The organism is Enterobacter sp. MEB024 (genome assembly GCF_030209635.1).
Classification (GTDB): Bacteria; Pseudomonadota; Gammaproteobacteria; order Enterobacterales; family Enterobacteriaceae; genus Enterobacter; species Enterobacter ludwigii.
Window position 1 is genome coordinate 117,067 of sequence record NZ_JARVRQ010000005.1, and the last position, 18,403, is coordinate 135,469.

Consider the following 18,403-nt stretch of genomic DNA (forward strand, 5'->3'; position numbering starts at 1 on the left):
TAAATGAGCAAAATGTGCAAAGTCTTTTGCATTAAACGCAATAATCCCTTACCAGCTGACCTTCACTTCGAAGCCGCCTTCTGCCGCATTGCCCAGCGCGACGCGCATACCATGCAGGGCGGCAATGCGCCTGACGATAGATAACCCCAGGCCGCTACCCGTTGCATCCTGTCCCGGTGGGCGATAAAAACGCTCGCCAATACGCGCCAGCGCATCGGTGGAAACGCCGGGGCCGGTGTCACGCACGGTAAAACGCCGGGTGTCCAGCGTGACGTCCACCACGCTGCCATGCGGGCTATAACGCACGGCGTTGTCCAGCAGGTTACGCACCAGCAGGCTCAGCAGCAGCGGCTGGCCCTGACGTGTGACCTGCGGGGCATGAATGTTCAGGCGAATATCAATCCCGGCCTGCTGTGCCGGATGCCAGATATCCAGCACCGCCGACTGCAGGAGATCGGCCATCACGATCGGTTCGATATCGTCGAGGTTATCCAGCGAGTCCAGACGCGACAGCGTAAGGAGCTGATCCACCAGCCGGGATGCGCGATCGATACCCGCATGCAGCTGCGCCAGCGCTTTTTGCTGCGCCTGCGGATCGTCCTGATACAGTTGCGCCACGTCGGTTTGCACCTTCAGGGCCGCGAGAGGGCTGCGTAGCTCGTGCGCGGCATCTGAGGTAAAACGACGCTCGCGGGTCATCATCTCCTGGGTTCGCGTGAACAGATGGTTCAGCGAGTCGAGCAGCGGGCGCACCTCAGTGGGAACCCCCTGAGTCGGGAGCGCGTCGGTGGCATCCGGTGAGCGGGAGCGCAGGGTCTGCGCCAGTTTTTTTAACGGTTTCAGCTCCCGGCTCAGCAGAACGATCAGCAACAGCAGCATCAGGGGCAGCGCCACCAGCCACGGGGTCAACTGGGAGCTGACCACATCTACCGCCATCTCCTGGCGATACTCCCACTCCTGGCCGACCACCACGCGGTACTTCCCGTCGGGTGAGGTGAGCCATAAAAAACGCCACTCGTCGTTGTCGCCCTGTAGCCGTCCATTATCAAACCCGTCGCGGCGATAGTGGTACGGAATGTCCCGCCCGTTTTCGCCGTCATTTAACATCATCTTGCCGTCGGTGGCGTAGATGGCGAAGGCCAGCGCGTCGTCATCCAGACGACCATGCTTCGCTTTTTTGGGGATCTCACGCATCCGTTCGGGGGCCCGGATCTCATCCAGATCCATGGTCAACAGCCGTTTGGCAAACAGCATCTGCTGCGTATCGAACAGCTTATCCAGCGTGTGGGTGGTCTGCTGCCAGGCGACCAGGCTTGCGGCAAACCACGCCGTCAGCGACAGCACTAAAAAGAGGAGCGTCAGGCGCAGCTTCAGGCTCAGGCGTTGGGTCAGTTTCATGCGTCACCCAGGGTATAGCCGATACCGTGCACGGTGCGGATAAATTCGCTGCCCAGTTTACGACGAAGATGGTGGACGTGGACTTCAACGGCGTTGCTGGAGACGTCGTCGTCCCAGGTGTAGAGCTTTTCCTCGATCAGCTTGCGCGGCAGCACGCGGCCCGCGTTACGCATCAGCAGCTCCAGCAGGGCGAACTCTTTCGGCTTGAGCGTCAGCGTTTCGCCGTCCAGCGTGGCCACGAGACTGGAGGGATCGAGCGTGACCTTTCCGTGGTGCAACTCGCTGCGGGTCTGGCCGTGGCTTCGGCGCACCAGCGCCTCAAGGCGGGCAGCCACTTCGATCAGTGCAAAGGGCTTGCACAGGTAATCATCCGCCCCCAGACGCAGCCCTTCGACACGCTGGTTCAACGCATCCCGCGCCGTCAGAATCAATACCGGCTCGCGGCGTCCGCTTTCGCGCCAGGCGCGCAGAATCTCCAGTCCGTCGATTTCCGGCAGCGTCAGATCCAGCACTACGGCATCATACGGTGCAGAATGAAGTGCGGTCTGGCCGGTTTTTCCGTCGGTGAACCAGTCCACGCTAAAGCCCATTTTGCTTAAACCCGCCTTGATGCCATCGCCGATCAACTTGTCGTCTTCAACCAGTAAAATGCGCATGTTCCCTCCTTGATAACGTCAGTAAACCCTCTGCATCAGCCTGCTGTACAGTAATAATAAATAAATTTTTCCCTTAAGAAGTTGTTAAGGTTTACCCTGTTAAATGGACTGCGAAACCACATTAAAGGGAGAGTTAATATGAAAAAATTCGCTGCGATTGCCGCCATCATGATGATGACCACTGCCCCTGTTTTTGCTGCACAGGGCGGATTTAACGGCCCCTCTGCCGCACAAACCCAGGCCCAGACGCAGGCGGGCGGTTTTGTCGATAATGACGCGAATCTCACCAACGCGGTGAAAGTGAAGGACATGAAGGACGACAGCTGGGTGAAGCTGCGCGGGAACATCACTCAGCGCCTGTCTGATGACCGCTACACCTTCCGCGATGAGACCGGTACGGTTAACGTGGAGATTGACCACAAGCGCTGGAACGGCGTGACCGTAACCCCGCAGGATAAGGTGGAAATCCAGGGTAAAGTCGATAAAGAGTGGAACGATTTTGAAATCGACGTGAAGCAGGTTATCAAACTGAACAAATAACCCCGAAAGGGCCGCGGATGCGGCCCTTTTTCTTTGTGACTCAACACGCCAGATAAGGTAGTATCTGCGGCAATATTGCCTGAAACCTTTCGGTTTCTGAGTTGAGGAATCACACATAATGAGCGATATGGCAGAGCGCCTCGCGCTACATGAATTCACGGAAAACGCCTACCTTAACTACTCCATGTACGTCATCATGGACAGGGCGTTGCCGTTTATCGGGGATGGCCTGAAGCCCGTTCAGCGCCGCATCGTCTATGCGATGTCCGAGCTGGGGCTGAATGCGACCGCCAAGTTCAAAAAATCCGCCCGTACCGTCGGTGACGTACTGGGTAAATACCATCCGCACGGCGACAGCGCCTGTTATGAAGCGATGGTGCTGATGGCACAGCCGTTCTCTTACCGTTATCCGCTGGTGGATGGTCAGGGGAACTGGGGGGCGCCGGACGATCCGAAATCCTTCGCAGCGATGCGTTATACCGAATCCCGTCTCTCCCGCTACGCTGAAGTGCTGCTGGGCGAGCTGGGTCAGGGAACCGTGGACTGGGTGCCAAACTTCGACGGTACGATGCAGGAGCCGAAAATGCTGCCTGCGCGTCTGCCGAACATCCTGCTGAACGGCACTACCGGTATCGCGGTGGGTATGGCGACGGACATTCCGCCGCACAACCTGCGTGAAGTGGCGAAAGCCGCCATCACCCTGATTGAACAGCCGAAAACCACGCTGGACGATCTGCTGGATATCGTGCAGGGGCCGGACTACCCGACCGAGGCCGAAATCATCACCTCGCGCGCGGAAATCCGCAAAATCTACCAGAACGGCCGCGGCTCCGTGCGCATGCGTGCGGTGTGGACCAAAGAGGACGGCGCAGTGGTCATCACCGCGCTGCCGCACCAGGTCTCCGGCGCGAAAGTGCTGGAGCAGATTGCCTCCCAGATGCGCAATAAAAAGCTGCCGATGGTGGATGATCTGCGCGACGAATCCGACCACGAAAACCCGACGCGTCTGGTGATCGTGCCGCGTTCCAACCGCGTGGACATGGAGCAGGTGATGAACCACCTGTTTGCCACCACCGATCTGGAAAAAAGCTACCGCATCAACCTGAACATGATCGGCCTCGACGGTCGTCCGGCAGTGAAAAACCTGCTGGAGATCCTGAGCGAATGGCTGACGTTCCGCCGCGATACCGTTCGCCGCCGTCTGAACTATCGACTGGAAAAAGTGCTTAAACGCCTGCACATCCTTGAAGGTTTGCTGGTGGCGTTCCTCAATATCGACGAAGTTATTGAGATAATCCGTTCCGAGGACGAGCCGAAGCCGGCGCTGATGTCGCGCTTTGGCATCAGTGAAACCCAGGCCGAAGCAATCCTTGAGCTGAAACTGCGTCATCTCGCCAAACTCGAAGAGATGAAGATCCGCGGTGAGCAGAACGAACTGGAAAAAGAGCGCGATCAGCTGCAGGCGATCCTCGCGTCCGAACGCAAAATGAACAACCTGCTCAAGAAAGAGCTGCAGGCTGACGCCGATGCATTCGGTGACGACCGTCGTTCTCCGCTGCATGAGCGCGAAGAAGCGAAGGCGATGAATGAGCACGACATGCAGCCATCAGAGCCGGTCACCATTGTGCTGTCTCAGAGCGGCTGGGTGCGCAGTGCTAAAGGTCACGATATCGACGCGCCAGGGTTGAGCTACAAGGCGGGCGATAGCTTTAAAGCCGCCGTGAAAGGTAAGAGCAACCAGCCGGTCGCCTTTATCGACTCGACGGGGCGCAGCTACGCCATCGACCCGATCACGCTGCCTTCTGCCCGCGGACAGGGCGAACCGCTTACCGGTAAGCTGACGCTGCCGCCGGGTGCGACGGTTGACCATATGCTGATGGAAGCCGATGACCAGAAACTGCTGCTGGCGTCTGACGCGGGGTACGGCTTTATCTGTACCTTTAACGATCTTGTTTCCCGCAACCGTGCCGGTAAGGCGCTGATCAGCCTGCCTGACAACGCGCATGTGATGCCGCCGCTGGTGGTGGAAAACGACAGCGATATGCTGCTGGCGATCACTGCCGCCGGGCGTATGCTGATGTTCCCGGTCAGCGACCTGCCGGAATTGTCAAAAGGCAAGGGCAACAAGATCATCAGCATCCCGTCAGCGGAAGCGGCGAAAGGGGTAGATGGTCTGGCGCACCTCTTTATTCTGCCGCCGCAGAGCACGCTGACCATTCATGTCGGCAAACGTAAAATCAAGCTTCGTCCGGAAGAGTTGCAGAAAGTGGTGGGCGAGCGCGGTCGACGCGGCTCGCTGATGCGCGGCCTGCAGCGTATTGACCGCGTGGAGATTGACTCTCCTGCGCGCACTACCGCGGGCGACAGCGAAGAGTAACGCCGTTATCTCCCCCTCTGTTCCGGAGGGGGAATTTCAATAAAATTTCCCGTAAAATCGTTGTTAATTCGTGCGTTGCGATTAACAATACGCGCTCGTAATAAAGTCCTTACCTGGCCACAGGTGAAGTATAATTGTCAGCTGTCAGGGCTTCAGAGGTCGCTATGCTATTCATTGTTCGTTTAATTCTTACCATTATTTACTGCATTCTGGTCTGTATTTTCGGCTCTATTTATTGCCTGTTCAGTCCGCGCAATCCGAAACATGTCGCCACCTTTGGCCATATGTTCGGCCGCCTTGCGCCGCTGTTTGGCCTGAAGGTTGAAAAACGCCTGCCGGAAGGGGCTGAGAACTTCGGTAACGCCATCTTTATCGCTAACCATCAGAACAACTACGATATGGTGACGGCCTCCAACATTGTTCTGCCACCGACCGTGACCGTGGGCAAAAAGAGCCTGCTGTGGATCCCTTTTTTCGGCCAGCTGTACTGGCTGACCGGTAACCTGCTGATTGACCGTAACAACCGCGCGAAAGCGCACAGCACTATTGCTGAAGTGGTTAATCACTTCAAAAAGCGCAGGATCTCAATATGGATGTTCCCGGAAGGGACGCGCAGCCGTGGCCGTGGCCTGCTGCCGTTCAAAACCGGTGCGTTTCATGCTGCAATTGCGGCAGGTGTTCCAATTATTCCTGTGTGTGTTTCCAATACTTCTAATAAGATTAATCTTAACCGCCTGAATAACGGGCTGGTGATTGTCGAAATGCTGCCGCCGGTGGATACCAGCAAATACGGTAAAGATCAGGTTCGCGAGCTGGCAGCACACTGCCGTGAACTGATGGCTCAGCATATTGCGCTGCTCGACAAAGAAGTCGCAGAGAGAGAAGCCGCCGGTAAGAAGTAAGCCGGCGTTAAAAGGGAAAACGAATTCCCGCGTTGTTAGTCGTTTCAGATGGAGCTTATATGTCATTCAGTCGGCGTCAGTTTATTCAGGCTTCCGGGATCGCCCTTTGTGCGGGTGCGCTGCCGCTGACAGCCAACGCCGCCGGGCAGCAACAGCCGCTGCCCATTCCGCCGTTAATAGAATCCCGTCGCGGGCAGCCGCTTTTCCTGACGCTACAGCGCAGCCACTGGTCCTTTACCCAGGGCACGCGTGCGCCGGTGTGGGGCATTAACGGGCGTTACCTTGGGCCGACCATACGCGTGTGGAATGGCGATGACGTTAAGCTGATCTACAGTAACCGTACGACAGAAAATGTCGCCATGACCATCAGTGGCTTACAGGTGCCTGGCCCGCTGCTTGGCGGCGCGGCGCGCATGATGTCGCCTAACGCTGACTGGGCGCCCGTTCTGCCGATTCGTCAGAGCGCGGCGACGCTCTGGTATCATGCCAATACCCCTAACCGCACGGCCCAGCAGGTGTATAACGGCCTGGCCGGCATGTGGCTGGTGGAAGATGAAATCAGTAAATCCCTGCCAATCCCGAACCACTATGGCGTGGATGATTTTCCGGTCATTATTCAGGACAAACGGCTGGATAATTTCGGCACGCCGGAATACAGCGAGCCGGGCAGCGGTGGCTTCGTTGGCGATACGCTGCTGGTTAACGGCGCGCAAAGTCCGTATGTCGAAGTGTCGCGCGGATGGGTACGTCTGCGTCTGCTGAATGCCTCTAACTCGCGCCGCTACCAGCTGCAAATGAGCGATGGCCGTGCGCTACACGTCATCTCCGGCGACCAGGGCTTTTTACCGGCCCCGGTTTCCGTGAAGCAGCTGGCGCTGTCGCCAGGCGAACGCCGCGAAATCCTTATTGATATGACCAATGGTGATGAGGTGTCGATCACCTGTGGCGAAGCGGCCAGCATTGTGGACCGCATTCGCGGTTTCTTTGAGCCGTCGAGTATTCTGGTCTCCACCCTGGTGCTAACCCTGCGTCCTACCGGCCTGCTGCCGCTGGTGACCGACAGCCTGCCGATGCGCCTGCTACCGCAGGAGATCATGAGCGGTTCGCCGGTGCGCAGCCGCGATATCAGCCTGGGCGACGATCCGGGGATCAACGGCACGCTGTGGGACGTTAACCGTATCGATATTACCGCGCAGCAGGGTACCTGGGAGCGCTGGACGGTTCGCTCGGACATGCCGCAGTCGTTCCATATCGAAGGGGTGAGTTTCCTGATCCGCAACGTCAATGGCGCGATGCCGTTCCCCGAAGACAGGAGCTGGAAGGATACCGTCTGGGTGGATGGGCAGGTCGAACTGCTGGTCTACTACGGACAGCCTTCGTGGCCGCACTTCCCGTTCCTGTTCCACAGCCAGACGCTGGAGATGATGGACAGGGGATCCGTCGGCCAGATGCTGGTCAACCCGGCACCCTAAACCACGATACGATTCCCGGTTCGCCGGGAATTCTTATGCCCGCCAGAAAAAGCGTGAGCACAGGATCAGCACCGGATAAATTTCCAGACGCCCCATAATCATCGCCGCACACATCAACAGCTTGGCCTCGTCTTTTAGCGTCCCGAAGGTTGACGCCGTTTCGCCGAACCCCAGCCCCATATTGTTAATGCAGGCCGCAACGGTGGCAAATGACGTGAACAGATCGTATCCCAGCAGGTTCAGCGCCCAGACGAAAAAGCCCGTTATCATCACGTAGAGAAAAAAGAAGCTCCACACCGAGCGCAGAACGCGTTCATTCACGACGCTTTTGCCGACCTTAATGCTCAGCAGCGCGCGCGGATGCGCGAGTTGATTCATCTCCTGAATACACTGCTTAAACATGATGAGAAAACGCAGCGCTTTGATCCCGCCGCAGGTAGAGCCGACGCAGCCGCCAAAAAAGCTGGCGCTCAACAGCAGGAAAATGGTGTGGGGAGGCCAGTGAGCGTAATCGGCCGTCGAAAGACCGTTGTCGGTCATCATGGAGCTGGCCAGAAAGAAGGCATGTACCAGGCTGTCGGTACCGTTGTACATCCCCGCGTGCCACACCTGCCAGGCGGTGATGGCGATAATGACGGTGGCGGCACCAAGAAAGAACTTCACCTCCGGGCTGCGCCGAATCGGTTTCAGCGTGCGGCGCGCGATGACGACATACCAGAGGGTAAAGTTAAACGCGGAAAGCAGTGAAAAAGCCCCGGCGACAAGCTCAATCGCGTGGCTGTCGTAAAACCCGATGCTCTCACTTCGGGTTGAAAACCCACCCAATGAGACGGTGGAAAGCCCGTGACAGACGGCGTCAAAAAAGGGCATGCCCGCCAGCCAGTACGCCAGCGTGCAGACCAGTCCCAGCGCCAGATAGGTTACCCACAGCGTGCGCGCGGTATCGGCGAGTCGGGGCGTCAGGCGTTCCTCCTTAAACGGCCCTGGCATTTCCGACTGATACAGCTTCATGCCACCGATACCGAGCAGCGGCAGGACCGCGACGGCCAGTACGATGACCCCTAATCCGCCAATGAAATTGAGCTGAGCGCGGTAATAAAGGTACGATTTCGGCAGGGCACTGACGTCCCCAATCACCGTCGCCCCGGTGGTGGTGATCCCTGAGACCCCTTCAAAGAGCGCATCGGAAAAGGAGAGTTGCAGACCGTCATCCATCCATAACGGCATGGCGCTAATCAATGAAAACAGCAGCCAGAACAGAACGATAATCACGAAACCGTCACGGGTGCGCAGCTGTATACCGGAATGACGTGTTGCCCGCCAGGTGAGTCCGCCAAGGGTGAAAAAGGTCAAAAAGGTGGTTAAAAAAGCAAAGTAGGTTCGCTCTTTATTCAGCAGGGCGATAACCATCGGCGGCAGCATGGACAGGCTGTACAGAAGAACCAGAAAACCGCAGAGGTGAAGCACAACCCGCAGCTGGGACACATGTAACGAATCGTTGAACTTCACAAAGAAACTCCGTGCCAGAATGCATCCCGGTAACTGATTACCGCAAGATAGAGTGGATATTATGATCCAAAATTAACAGTGCGCTGTATTTTAACGGCTTCCAGGATTTTCTGTTTACTTCTTGCATCCTTTTCTTCAAATCCGGCGGACTAACAGCGTATAATCCCGCTCCTTTTGTCTATTTTTTCTTCGGAAGCACTATGAGCGCAATTTCCCTGATCCAGCCGGATCGTGACCTCTTCTCCTGGCCCCAGTACTGGGCGGCCTGCTTTGGACCGGCACCGTTCCTGCCGATGTCCCGGGAAGAGATGGACCAACTGGGCTGGGACAGCTGCGATATCATTCTGGTGACGGGCGATGCCTATGTCGACCACCCGAGCTTTGGCATGGCTATCTGTGGCCGTATGCTTGAAGCGCAGGGCTTCCGTGTGGGGATCATCGCCCAGCCTGACTGGAACAGCAAAGACGACTTTATGCGTCTGGGGAAACCCAACCTGTTCTTCGGCGTGACCGCAGGCAACATGGACTCGATGATCAACCGCTATACCGCCGACCGTAAGCTGCGTCATGACGATGCCTACACGCCGGATAACGTCGCGGGTAAACGTCCTGACCGCGCGACGCTGGTCTACACCCAACGCTGCAAAGAAGCCTGGAAAGACGTGCCGGTTATCCTGGGCGGCATCGAGGCGAGTCTGCGCCGTACCGCGCACTACGACTACTGGTCAGACACCGTGCGCCGTTCGGTGCTGGTGGATTCCAAAGCCGATATGCTGATTTACGGTAACGGTGAACGTCCGCTGGTGGAAGTGGCGCACCGTCTCTCACAGGGTGAGCCGGTGAGCAGCATCCGCGACGTGCGCAACACGGCTATCATGGTGAAAGAGGCGCTGCCGGGCTGGAGCGGGGTGGATTCCCGTATCATTGATATGCCGGGTAAAATCGACCCGATCCCGCACCCGTACGGCGACGATCTGCCGTGTGCGGATAACAAGCCGGTAGAGCCAAAGAAAGCCGAAACGAAAGCTATCGTTGTTCAGCCGCCGCGCCCGAAACCGTGGGAAAAAACCTACGTGCTGCTGCCTTCCTTTGAGAAGGTCAAAGCCGATAAAGTGCTCTACGCGCATGCGTCCCGTATTCTGCACCACGAAACCAACCCGGGCTGCGCGCGTGCGCTGATGCAAAAGCACGGTGAGCGCTTTATCTGGATCAACCCGCCGGCAATCCCGCTTTCCACCGAAGAGATGGACAGCGTCTTCGCGCTGCCGTACAAACGCGTGCCGCATCCGGCATACGGCGAGAGCCGAATTCCGGCGTATGAGATGATCCGTTTCTCAATAAACATCATGCGCGGCTGCTTTGGCGGCTGCTCCTTCTGCTCCATTACCGAGCACGAAGGGCGCATTATTCAGAGTCGCTCCGAAGATTCGATCATCAATGAGATCGAAGCCATTCGCGATACCGTGCCTGGCTTCACCGGGGTGATCTCCGATCTGGGCGGTCCGACTGCCAACATGTACATGCTGCGCTGTAAGTCACCGCGCGCGGAACAGACCTGCCGTCGTCTGTCGTGCGTGTATCCGGATATCTGTCAGCACATGGATACCAACCATGAACCGACGATCAACCTTTATCGTCGTGCGCGTGACCTGAAAGGGATCAAGAAGATCCTGATCGCCTCCGGGGTACGTTACGATATCGCCGTGGAAGATCCGCGCTACATCAAAGAGCTGGCGACGCATCACGTGGGTGGCTACCTGAAAATTGCCCCTGAGCATACCGAAGAAGGCCCGCTGTCCAAGATGATGAAGCCGGGTATGGGCAGCTACGATCGCTTTAAAGAGCTGTTTGACACCTACTCGAAGCAGGCGGGTAAAGAGCAGTATCTGATCCCATACTTCATCTCCGCGCACCCTGGCACGCGCGATGAGGACATGGTGAACCTGGCGCTGTGGCTGAAACAGCGTCGCTTCCGTCTGGATCAGGTGCAGAACTTCTATCCGTCACCGCTCGCGAACTCAACAACCATGTATTACACCGGCAAGAACCCGCTGGGTAAAATTGGTTATAAGAGTGAAGATGTGGTGGTGCCGAAAGGGGATAAACAGCGCCGTCTGCATAAAGCACTGCTGCGCTACCACGATCCGGCTAACTGGCCGCTGATCCGTCAGGCGCTGGAAGATATGGGTAAAAAGCATCTGATCGGCTCGCGCCGCGACTGCCTGGTGCCTGCGCCTACGCTTGACGAGATGCGTGAAGCGCGCCGCCAGAACCGCCACACGCGCCCGGCATTGACCAAGCACACGCCGATTGTGCATCAGCGTTCAAACGGTAACGCCAGTGCGAAGAAACCCGTGAAACGTAAAGCGTAAAAAATAAAAACCCCGGCGAGCCGGGGTTTTTTTATTCACCCGCCAAACTGATCGGGATCCGGGCCTAAACGCTTGCCCTTGTCCAGCTTCGCAATTTCACTCAGTTCATCTTTATCCAGGCGGAAATCCCAGACGTCGAAGTTCTCAGCGATACGCGATGGCGTGACCGATTTCGGGATCACCACCAGGCCGTTATCCAGATGCCAGCGAATAACGATTTGCGCCGGCGTCTTGCCGTATTTATCCGCGAGATCGCGAATAATTTTCTGGTCGAACACCCCTTCACCGCCCTGTGCCAGCGGGCTCCAGGACTCGGTCTGGATCTTGTGCGTGGCGTTCCAGGCGTGAAGCTGACGCTGCTGCATCAGCGGGTGCAGCTCAATCTGGTTGATAACTGGCGCGACACCCGTCTCGTCAATCAGGCGCTGCAGGTGGTGAACCTGGAAATTACACACGCCGATGCTTTTCACCAGCCCTGCCTGCTGCAGCTCAATCATCCCTTTCCAGGCGTCAACATAGTGATCGATAGCCGGGACTGGCCAGTGCATCAGATAGAGATCGACGAAATCGAGCTGGAGTTTGTCCAGACTCTCCTGCAAGGCTTCGCGGGGGCGTTTTTGATCGTCGTTCCACAGTTTGGTGGTAATGAAAAGATCGTCGCGGGGCATGCCAGCGCTGGCCAGTGCCTTACCCACGCCGTCCTCATTTTTGTACGCGGCGGCGGTATCAATCGACCGATAGCCGACTTCCAGTGCTTTATGAATGGCGGAGACGACCTCGTCGTTACCGGCTTTCCATACACCTAGCCCCAGTTGGGGCATCACGTTGCCATCCTGCAGCTTGATTACGGTTTGGTTTGCCATTTTTCCTCCTTCAGGTGCTCATCGTCGGAGGGAACCCCCGACGATGTGATGTGCATTAAGTCTGGACGAAATGTCAAAAAACGAAAGGCGGGATGTCAAAAACGCTTAGCGTGCCGCTTCGTAGATACGACGGCTCACTTCCAGCGTAATGTCGCCGTGCTCGCCCAACTGGGTCATACCGTGTTCTTCAAGTTTCGCCAGCAGGGCAGGGATGGAGCTGCCATCCAGACCATAGCCGGACAGACGCGTTGGCACGCCCAGACTTTCAAAGAAGCTGCGGGTTGCTTCGATAGCCGCGTCGATACGCGCATCGTCAGAACCTTCGGTGATGTTCCACACGCGCTCAGCGTATTGCAGCAGTTTGGCGCGTTTGGTATCACGTTTTTCGTTCCACAGTGCAGGCAGGACGACGGCCAGCGTTTGTGCGTGATCCAGACCGTGCATGGCCGTCAGTTCGTGGCCCAGCATATGGGTTGCCCAGTCCTGCGGCACGCCGGCACCGATCAGACCGTTCAGCGCCTGGGTTGCCGCCCACATCACGTTGGCGCGCACATCGTAGTTTTCCGGCTCTTTCAGCGCTGTCGGGCCGTCTTCAATCAGCGTCAGCAGAATGCCTTCCGCGAAGCGATCCTGAATTTTGGCATCTACCGGGTAGGTAACGTACTGCTCAACGGTGTGCACAAACGCATCGACCACACCGTTCGCGACCTGACGTGCAGGCAGGGTGTAGGTGTAAACCGGATCGAGGATGGCGAATACAGGCTGAACGTGATCGTTCATAAAGGCCTGCTTATCACCCGTGGTTTTACGGGAGATAACGGCACCTTTGTTGGATTCAGAACCGGTCGCAGGCAGGGTCAGCACGGAACCCATTGGGATCGCGCTTTTGATATCGCTGCCGCGGGTTTCCAGAATGTGCCACGGGTCAATACCGTCCGCGTAGTGCGCCGCAGCGGCGATGAATTTGGTGCCATCCAGAACGGAGCCGCCGCCGACTGCCAGCAGGAAGGTGACTTTTTCATCACGGGCGATCTTGACCGCGTTCATCAGTGTTTCATAAGACGGGTTAGGCTCGATACCGCCGAACTCACGCACGTCCAGACCTTCCAGCGCGCTGTAAACCTGATCCAGTACGCCGGTTTTTTTCACGCTGCCGCCACCGTAGGTGATCAGTACGCGGGCGTCAGCGGGGATCTGTGCGCGCAGGTCGGCGATAGCGCCTTTACCAAACAGAATGCGGGTTGGGGTGTGGAGATTAAAATTATTCATTGCTCGTTCCCTTATGTGGGTGAAAAACCGTGGTGGCGCTGAAGGCGACCTGATGCTGCACATTGTGGCCGTCCGGGGCTATCCTCTCAATGCACATTCCTGCCGATGTCTTGCCCATTTCTACAGAGCGCTGGAGAAAACACGGTAAACTGCGCACACTGTTAACGTCGGAAACCGTAGCCGGAGTAACGTAAAATGAACCGTGAAGCGATCTGCCTCCAGCTTACTGCGCAGATTAAAAGACTGATTGATAAAGAAAATGGCGTCGGTGACATGTTGCCTGACATTCGTCTTCTGTATGGGACGCAGCCAGGGACACGCACACCGGTCATGTACCAGCCGGGCATCGTTTTTCTCTTTTCAGGCCATAAAATTGGCTATATCAATGAGCGCGTGTTCCGGTATGACACCAATGAATATCTGCTGCTCACAGTACCTTTACCCTTTGAATGTGAAACTTTCGCGACAGAAGCGGTACCGCTGGCGGGCATTCGTTTAAATGTTGATATCCTTCAGCTGCAGGAGCTGCTGATGGAGATTGGCGAGGACGCATTGTTCCGCCCGTCGATGCCCGCGAGCGGGATTAACTCCGCGACGTTATCCGAGGAGATCCTCTGCGCCATTGAGCGTCTGCTCGACGTTATGGAACGGCCGCTGGATGCACGCATCCTGGGCAAACAGATTATCCGCGAAATTCTTTACCATGTGCTGCTGGGGCCGGGCGGTGGGGCATTACTCGCGCTGGTCAGCCGCCAGACGCACTTCAGCCTGATTAGCCGCGTGCTCAAGCGAATCGAAAGCCAGTACACGGAAAACCTGAGCGTTGACCAGCTGGCGGCGGAAGCAAACATGAGCGTCTCGGCGTTTCATCATAATTTTAAGTCGGTGACCAGCACCTCGCCGCTGCAGTATCTCAAAACCTATCGGCTGCATAAGGCTCGTATGCTGATGATCCACGATGGCATGAAGGCCAGCGCGGCGGCGATGCGGGTGGGCTATGAAAGTGCGTCGCAGTTTAGCCGGGAGTTTAAGCGTTACTTCGGCGTCACGCCGGGGGAAGATGCGTCGCGCATCAGAATGATGCAGGGGACCTGAGGGGAGAGTCCAGCCGGGTAAGCGTAACGTCACCCGGCTTTTTTATATCACGCGCTGCAGTATTTCTTCTTAATCACGACCGCAATCGTCCCGAGCAGTCCCGCGACCAGCAGGAAAAGCGGGAGGATCATCAGGAAGGTCATTACCTGGTCTTCGTGGTGTTTCACAAAGGGGATCATATTCAGCGCGTAGCCAAGCGTGGTCACCACGCCTACCCACAGCAGGGCACTCAGCCAGTTGAAGAACTGGAAGCGGCGGTTTGACAGCCCGGAAATGCCTGCCATGGTCGGCAGCAGCGTGCGAACAAACGCCAGAAAACGCCCGGCCAGCAGCGCCAGCAGACCGTGGCGGTCAAACATGCAGGTCGCACGTTGATGATATTTATGCGGTAACTGCGCCAGCCAGCCTTTCACGACGCGCGTATTGCCGAGCCAGCGGCCCTGCAGATAGCTCAGCCAGCAACCGAGGCTGGCAGCGGAGGTGAGTATGACCATCGTCGGCGTGAAGTCCATGACGCCTTTACCGATTAATGCCCCGGCCAGTAAAAGCAGGCTGTCACCGGGTAAAAATGAGGCTGGCAGTAATCCATTTTCCAGAAACAGGGTTGCGAACATCACGAAATAGACGATACCTACAACGTGAGGGTCCGCCAGCGCGGCAAAATCGTGTTGCCAGAGCGCCGCAATAATATCTTGAATAACAGCCATGGACTTTCCTGTGGAACAGCAGATGCAGATATAGCGCTATTGTACTCCCTAATTCGCCCGTGGGGTTTGATCGCGGGCGCAACTAATGCAGACTTTTCTGGTGGCAGTGTTCACAAAAGCGTCCAGGGAGTACATTTTCAGCATGCACTCTACACGATACGTTCAAACCCTGCCGCTAAATCCGCAATTAAATCGTCAACATCTTCTAAACCAATATGCAGTCGGATCAGCGTGCCGCTGAAATCCACTTCTCCACCGGGGCGCAGGGCCGCAATTTGCTCCGGCTGGTTAGGCAGGATCAGGGATTCAAACCCGCCCCAGGAGTAAGCCATGCTGAAAAGGGTAAAATGATCCAGGTAGTTCGCCAGTTCGTCGTTACTGAGCCGTTTTTTAAGAACAAATGAGAACAACCCGCTACTGCCCGTAAAGTCACGTTGCCAGAATTCATGGCCTTTGCTGCCCGGAAGCGCCGGATGGTTAACGCGCTCGACCTGCGGGTGCCGGGCCAGCCATTCGGCCACCTTCAGACTGCTTTCATGGTGCTGACGCAGGCGCACTCCCAGCGTACGGATACCGCGGCTGGTCATGTAGGCCGTATCCGCATCCACCATCTGGCCCATCAGGTAGGCATTCTCCCGAAGTTGATCCCAGCAGCGCGCGTTGGATACCGCAGTACCGATCATGCCATCAGAGTGACCAATCAGATATTTGGTCGCTGCCTGAATAGAGATATCAATGTCGAATTCCAGCGCCCTGAACAGCACGCCCGCCGCCCAGGTGTTGTCGATCATGATGATTGCCTCGGGGGCTTTGCTGCGCACTGCTTTCACAATAGCCGGGACGTCGTGCACTTCCATGGTGATAGAGCCTGGGGATTCCAGAAACACAATGCGCGTGTTCGGCTGGATAAGTTCAGCGATACCTTCGCCAATCAGCGGATCGAACCAGCCGGTGGTCACGCCGAGCTTGCTGAGGATTTTGGTGCAAAAATCCTGGCTTGGTTCATAAGCGGTATTGGTCATCAGGATATGGTCGCCCTGTTCCACAAACGCCAGAATGGTATTGGCGACTGCCGCCGCACCACAGGGGAACAGGGCGCAGCCCACGCCGCCTTCCAGTTCGCACATGGCTTCCTGAAGTGAAAAATGGGTTAGCGTGCCACGACGGCCATAGAACAGCCCGCCTTTGGCGCGGTTGCGCGTGGCGATTTTTTTATCCTCGACGGTATCAAATACCAGCGAGGAGGCGCGTTGAATCACGCTGTTGACCGATCCCTGAGTGTATTTTTTGCTGCGTCCTGCCTGTACCAGCGTGGTATCAAGATGCTTCTTTGTCATGTTCGCTAACCCTGTTTTTATACGTCTGGACGTCCAGACTACCACGATTGTAAAAATCTGCACCCGGGGGCTTATCGAATAAGCAGAAAATATTAGCAAAAATACGCATAAGAAATTTTTACTGCGTAAGCGCAAGGAAAGTGAACGAAAATTACGGCAGTATGTAAATACTAATGAGAACTACTATCAATTCGACGACGTTTTGATATTATTACGGTCAGATTTTGTGATTTGCGTCCTGGAGATACAGAGTGGGTAATAATTTGATGCAGACGGATCTCTCCGTCTGGGGCATGTATCATCATGCTGACATCGTGGTTAAGATTGTGATGATCGGCCTGGTTCTGGCGTCCGTGATCACCTGGGCTATCTTCTTCAGTAAGAGCGTCGAACTGCTGTCGCAGAAGCGTCGCCTCAAGCGGGAACAACAGCAACTGGCTGAAGCCCGCTCCCTGGATCAGGCCTTAGACATGACCTCATCCTTCCATGGAAAAAGCCTGACCACCCTGTTAGTCAACGAAGCACAGAACGAGCTGGAACTCTCCGCAGGCAGTGAAGATAACGAAGGCATTAAAGAACGTACCGGCTTCCGCCTGGAGCGTCGCGTTGCTGCCGTTGGCCGTCATATGGGCCGCGGTAACGGTTATCTGGCCACTATCGGGGCGATCTCACCGTTCATCGGTCTGTTCGGTACGGTCTGGGGCATCATGAACAGCTTTATCGGCATTGCGCAGACGCAGACCACCAACCTGGCGGTGGTTGCGCCAGGGATTGCCGAAGCGCTGCTGGCGACCGCAATCGGTCTGATCGCGGCCATTCCTGCGGTCGTCATCTATAACATCTTCGCGCGTATGATTGGCAACTATAAAGCCACGCTCGGTGACGTCGCCGCGCAGGTGCTGTTGCTGCAAAGCCGCGATCTTGACCTCAATGCCAGCTCCGTTAAACCGGTGCATGCGGCGTCTAAACTGCGCGTAGGTTGATTGTATGGCGATGCGTCTTAACGAAAATCTGGACGATAACGGTGAAATGCATGAAATCAACGTGACGCCGTTTATCGACGTCATGCTGGTTCTGCTGATTATCTTCATGGTGGCTGCGCCGCTGGCGACGGTCGACGTGAAGGTGAATCTGCCTGCCTCTTCCAGCCAGCCGCAGCCGCGTCCTGAGAAACCTGTCTATTTGTCGGTGAAAGCGGATAAATCGATGTTCCTCGGCAACGACCCGGTGACGGATCAGTCTGTTATCCCGGCGCTGGATCAGCTCACCGGCGGCAAGAAAGACACCACGGTTTTCTTCCGCGCGGATAAAACCGTCGATTACGAAACCATGATGAAGGTAATGGACACGCTGCATCAGGCGGGTTATCTCAAGATTGGGCTGGTCGGCGAAGAGAAAGCGGCCGCGAAATAACAAAGAAGCTGGCGAAAGCCGGCTTTTTTTATGCGTGTCGGGCGATCAGTTTTTTGTCTCAGTGGGCGCAGGCGCGTGGGACGCCAGCGCGTCTTCATCAAGCGCAACGCAGGTGACGTTTGACGTGCGGTACTCGCCGTCGGATAGTTTGCGCGTCAGACGCAGGGTGGCCACTTCTCTGGCGAGCAGATACTGATAATTGGCCTCCAGACGCCCGAGAAGCTTCTCTTTCAGCTCAGGCCGCTGTTCGATGAGGGTATTCATCACCGCGCCGTATATCTCTTCCTTCACCTGCAGAGGATAAATCTCGCGGCGATTATGCCATTTCAGGCGTACCAGCGTCGCCGGGATCGATACCAGGTCTTGCGTTATTCGCGTCATCTCAGCATTTTTTGTGTTTCGCAGTGCATCGAGATTTTGCTTTAAGATAAATTCATCACTTTTTTTGTTATCTAAAGCCAAATAAACGTCGTTATCTTTAATTTCTTTCACG

16 protein-coding genes are annotated in these 18,403 nt (G+C 56.3%); 8 read left to right on the top strand and 8 right to left on the bottom strand.

The features are described 5' to 3' along the window. Positions 1-48: 48 nt before the first annotated feature. Positions 49-1,398 carry a quorum sensing histidine kinase QseC gene (gene qseC / locus QRN24_RS10165; RefSeq protein WP_014171625.1) on the bottom strand — a complete coding sequence of 450 codons (1,350 nt, stop codon included), beginning with the start codon at positions 1,396-1,398 and terminating at the stop codon, positions 49-51. Beyond that, complete coding sequence (gene qseB / locus QRN24_RS10170) at positions 1,395-2,054, bottom strand: quorum sensing response regulator transcription factor QseB (protein ID WP_020883652.1); 660 nt, start codon at positions 2,052-2,054, stop codon at positions 1,395-1,397. Before qseB ends, qseC begins: the two co-directional genes overlap by 4 nt. A 138-nt stretch (positions 2,055-2,192) precedes the next feature. On the opposite strand from qseB, the gene QRN24_RS10175 reads away from it, so the two are divergent. From QRN24_RS10175 to ftsP, 4 genes are all read left to right on the top strand, one after another. Further along, a complete protein-coding gene (locus QRN24_RS10175; protein WP_223398745.1) occupies positions 2,193-2,594 on the top strand; it encodes a YgiW/YdeI family stress tolerance OB fold protein in 402 nt (133 codons plus the stop codon). A gap of 118 nt (positions 2,595-2,712) precedes the next feature. Then, positions 2,713-4,971: a DNA topoisomerase IV subunit A gene (gene parC / locus QRN24_RS10180; protein ID WP_049023314.1), complete on the top strand. Its 2,259-nt coding sequence runs from the start codon at positions 2,713-2,715 to the stop codon at positions 4,969-4,971. A gap of 164 nt (positions 4,972-5,135) precedes the next feature. Further along, positions 5,136-5,873: a 1-acylglycerol-3-phosphate O-acyltransferase gene (gene plsC, locus QRN24_RS10185; RefSeq protein ID WP_020883654.1), complete on the top strand. Its 738-nt coding sequence runs from the start codon at positions 5,136-5,138 to the stop codon at positions 5,871-5,873. 59 nt (positions 5,874-5,932) lie between these two features. After that, complete coding sequence (gene ftsP / locus QRN24_RS10190; RefSeq protein ID WP_284942678.1) at positions 5,933-7,345, top strand: cell division protein FtsP; 1,413 nt, start codon at positions 5,933-5,935, stop codon at positions 7,343-7,345. A gap of 33 nt (positions 7,346-7,378) precedes the next feature. On the opposite strand, the gene QRN24_RS10195 is transcribed toward ftsP, so the two are convergent. Further along, positions 7,379-8,854, bottom strand: a complete 1,476-nt coding sequence (locus tag QRN24_RS10195; protein ID WP_014171619.1) for a TrkH family potassium uptake protein — start codon at positions 8,852-8,854, stop codon at positions 7,379-7,381. Between the two features lie 200 nt (positions 8,855-9,054). Here QRN24_RS10195 and QRN24_RS10200 point away from each other — a divergent pair, with 200 nt between their 5' ends. After that, positions 9,055-11,226: a YgiQ family radical SAM protein gene (locus QRN24_RS10200; protein ID WP_020883656.1), complete on the top strand. Its 2,172-nt coding sequence runs from the start codon at positions 9,055-9,057 to the stop codon at positions 11,224-11,226. 35 nt (positions 11,227-11,261) lie between these two features. Here the strand turns inward: QRN24_RS10200 and dkgA are convergent, their stop codons facing one another. Then, positions 11,262-12,089, bottom strand: a complete 828-nt coding sequence (gene dkgA, locus QRN24_RS10205) for a 2,5-didehydrogluconate reductase DkgA (RefSeq protein WP_020883657.1) — start codon at positions 12,087-12,089, stop codon at positions 11,262-11,264. A 105-nt stretch (positions 12,090-12,194) separates the two neighbouring features. Then, the gene (yqhD, locus tag QRN24_RS10210) at positions 12,195-13,358 is read right to left on the bottom strand and encodes an alcohol dehydrogenase (protein WP_244047470.1); all 1,164 of its coding nucleotides are present in this window, start codon (positions 13,356-13,358) and stop codon (positions 12,195-12,197) included. A gap of 195 nt (positions 13,359-13,553) precedes the next feature. Between yqhD and QRN24_RS10215 the strand changes: the two genes are divergently transcribed. Then, on the top strand, positions 13,554-14,453 hold the full coding sequence (locus QRN24_RS10215; protein WP_020883659.1) for an AraC family transcriptional regulator: 900 nt from the start codon (positions 13,554-13,556) through the stop codon (positions 14,451-14,453). Between the two features lie 47 nt (positions 14,454-14,500). Here QRN24_RS10215 and yghB read toward each other — a convergent pair whose 3' ends face one another. Further along, positions 14,501-15,160 (bottom strand): DedA family general envelope maintenance protein YghB, encoded by a 660-nt coding sequence (yghB, locus tag QRN24_RS10220; protein WP_014171613.1) that lies wholly within the window; start codon positions 15,158-15,160, stop codon positions 14,501-14,503. 149 nt (positions 15,161-15,309) lie between these two features. Continuing rightward, positions 15,310-16,497 (bottom strand): cystathionine beta-lyase, encoded by a 1,188-nt coding sequence (metC, locus tag QRN24_RS10225; RefSeq protein ID WP_025203159.1) that lies wholly within the window; start codon positions 16,495-16,497, stop codon positions 15,310-15,312. Between the two features lie 251 nt (positions 16,498-16,748). Between metC and exbB the strand changes: the two genes are divergently transcribed. Continuing rightward, positions 16,749-17,480, top strand: a complete 732-nt coding sequence (exbB, locus tag QRN24_RS10230) for a tol-pal system-associated acyl-CoA thioesterase (protein ID WP_182268796.1) — start codon at positions 16,749-16,751, stop codon at positions 17,478-17,480. A 4-nt stretch (positions 17,481-17,484) separates the two neighbouring features. Continuing rightward, positions 17,485-17,910 (top strand): TonB system transport protein ExbD, encoded by a 426-nt coding sequence (gene exbD, locus QRN24_RS10235; RefSeq protein WP_014171610.1) that lies wholly within the window; start codon positions 17,485-17,487, stop codon positions 17,908-17,910. Between the two features lie 45 nt (positions 17,911-17,955). Here exbD and QRN24_RS10240 read toward each other — a convergent pair whose 3' ends face one another. Continuing rightward, complete coding sequence (locus QRN24_RS10240; protein ID WP_032680296.1) at positions 17,956-18,402, bottom strand: hypothetical protein; 447 nt, start codon at positions 18,400-18,402, stop codon at positions 17,956-17,958. Between the last annotated feature and the right edge of the window lies 1 nt (position 18,403).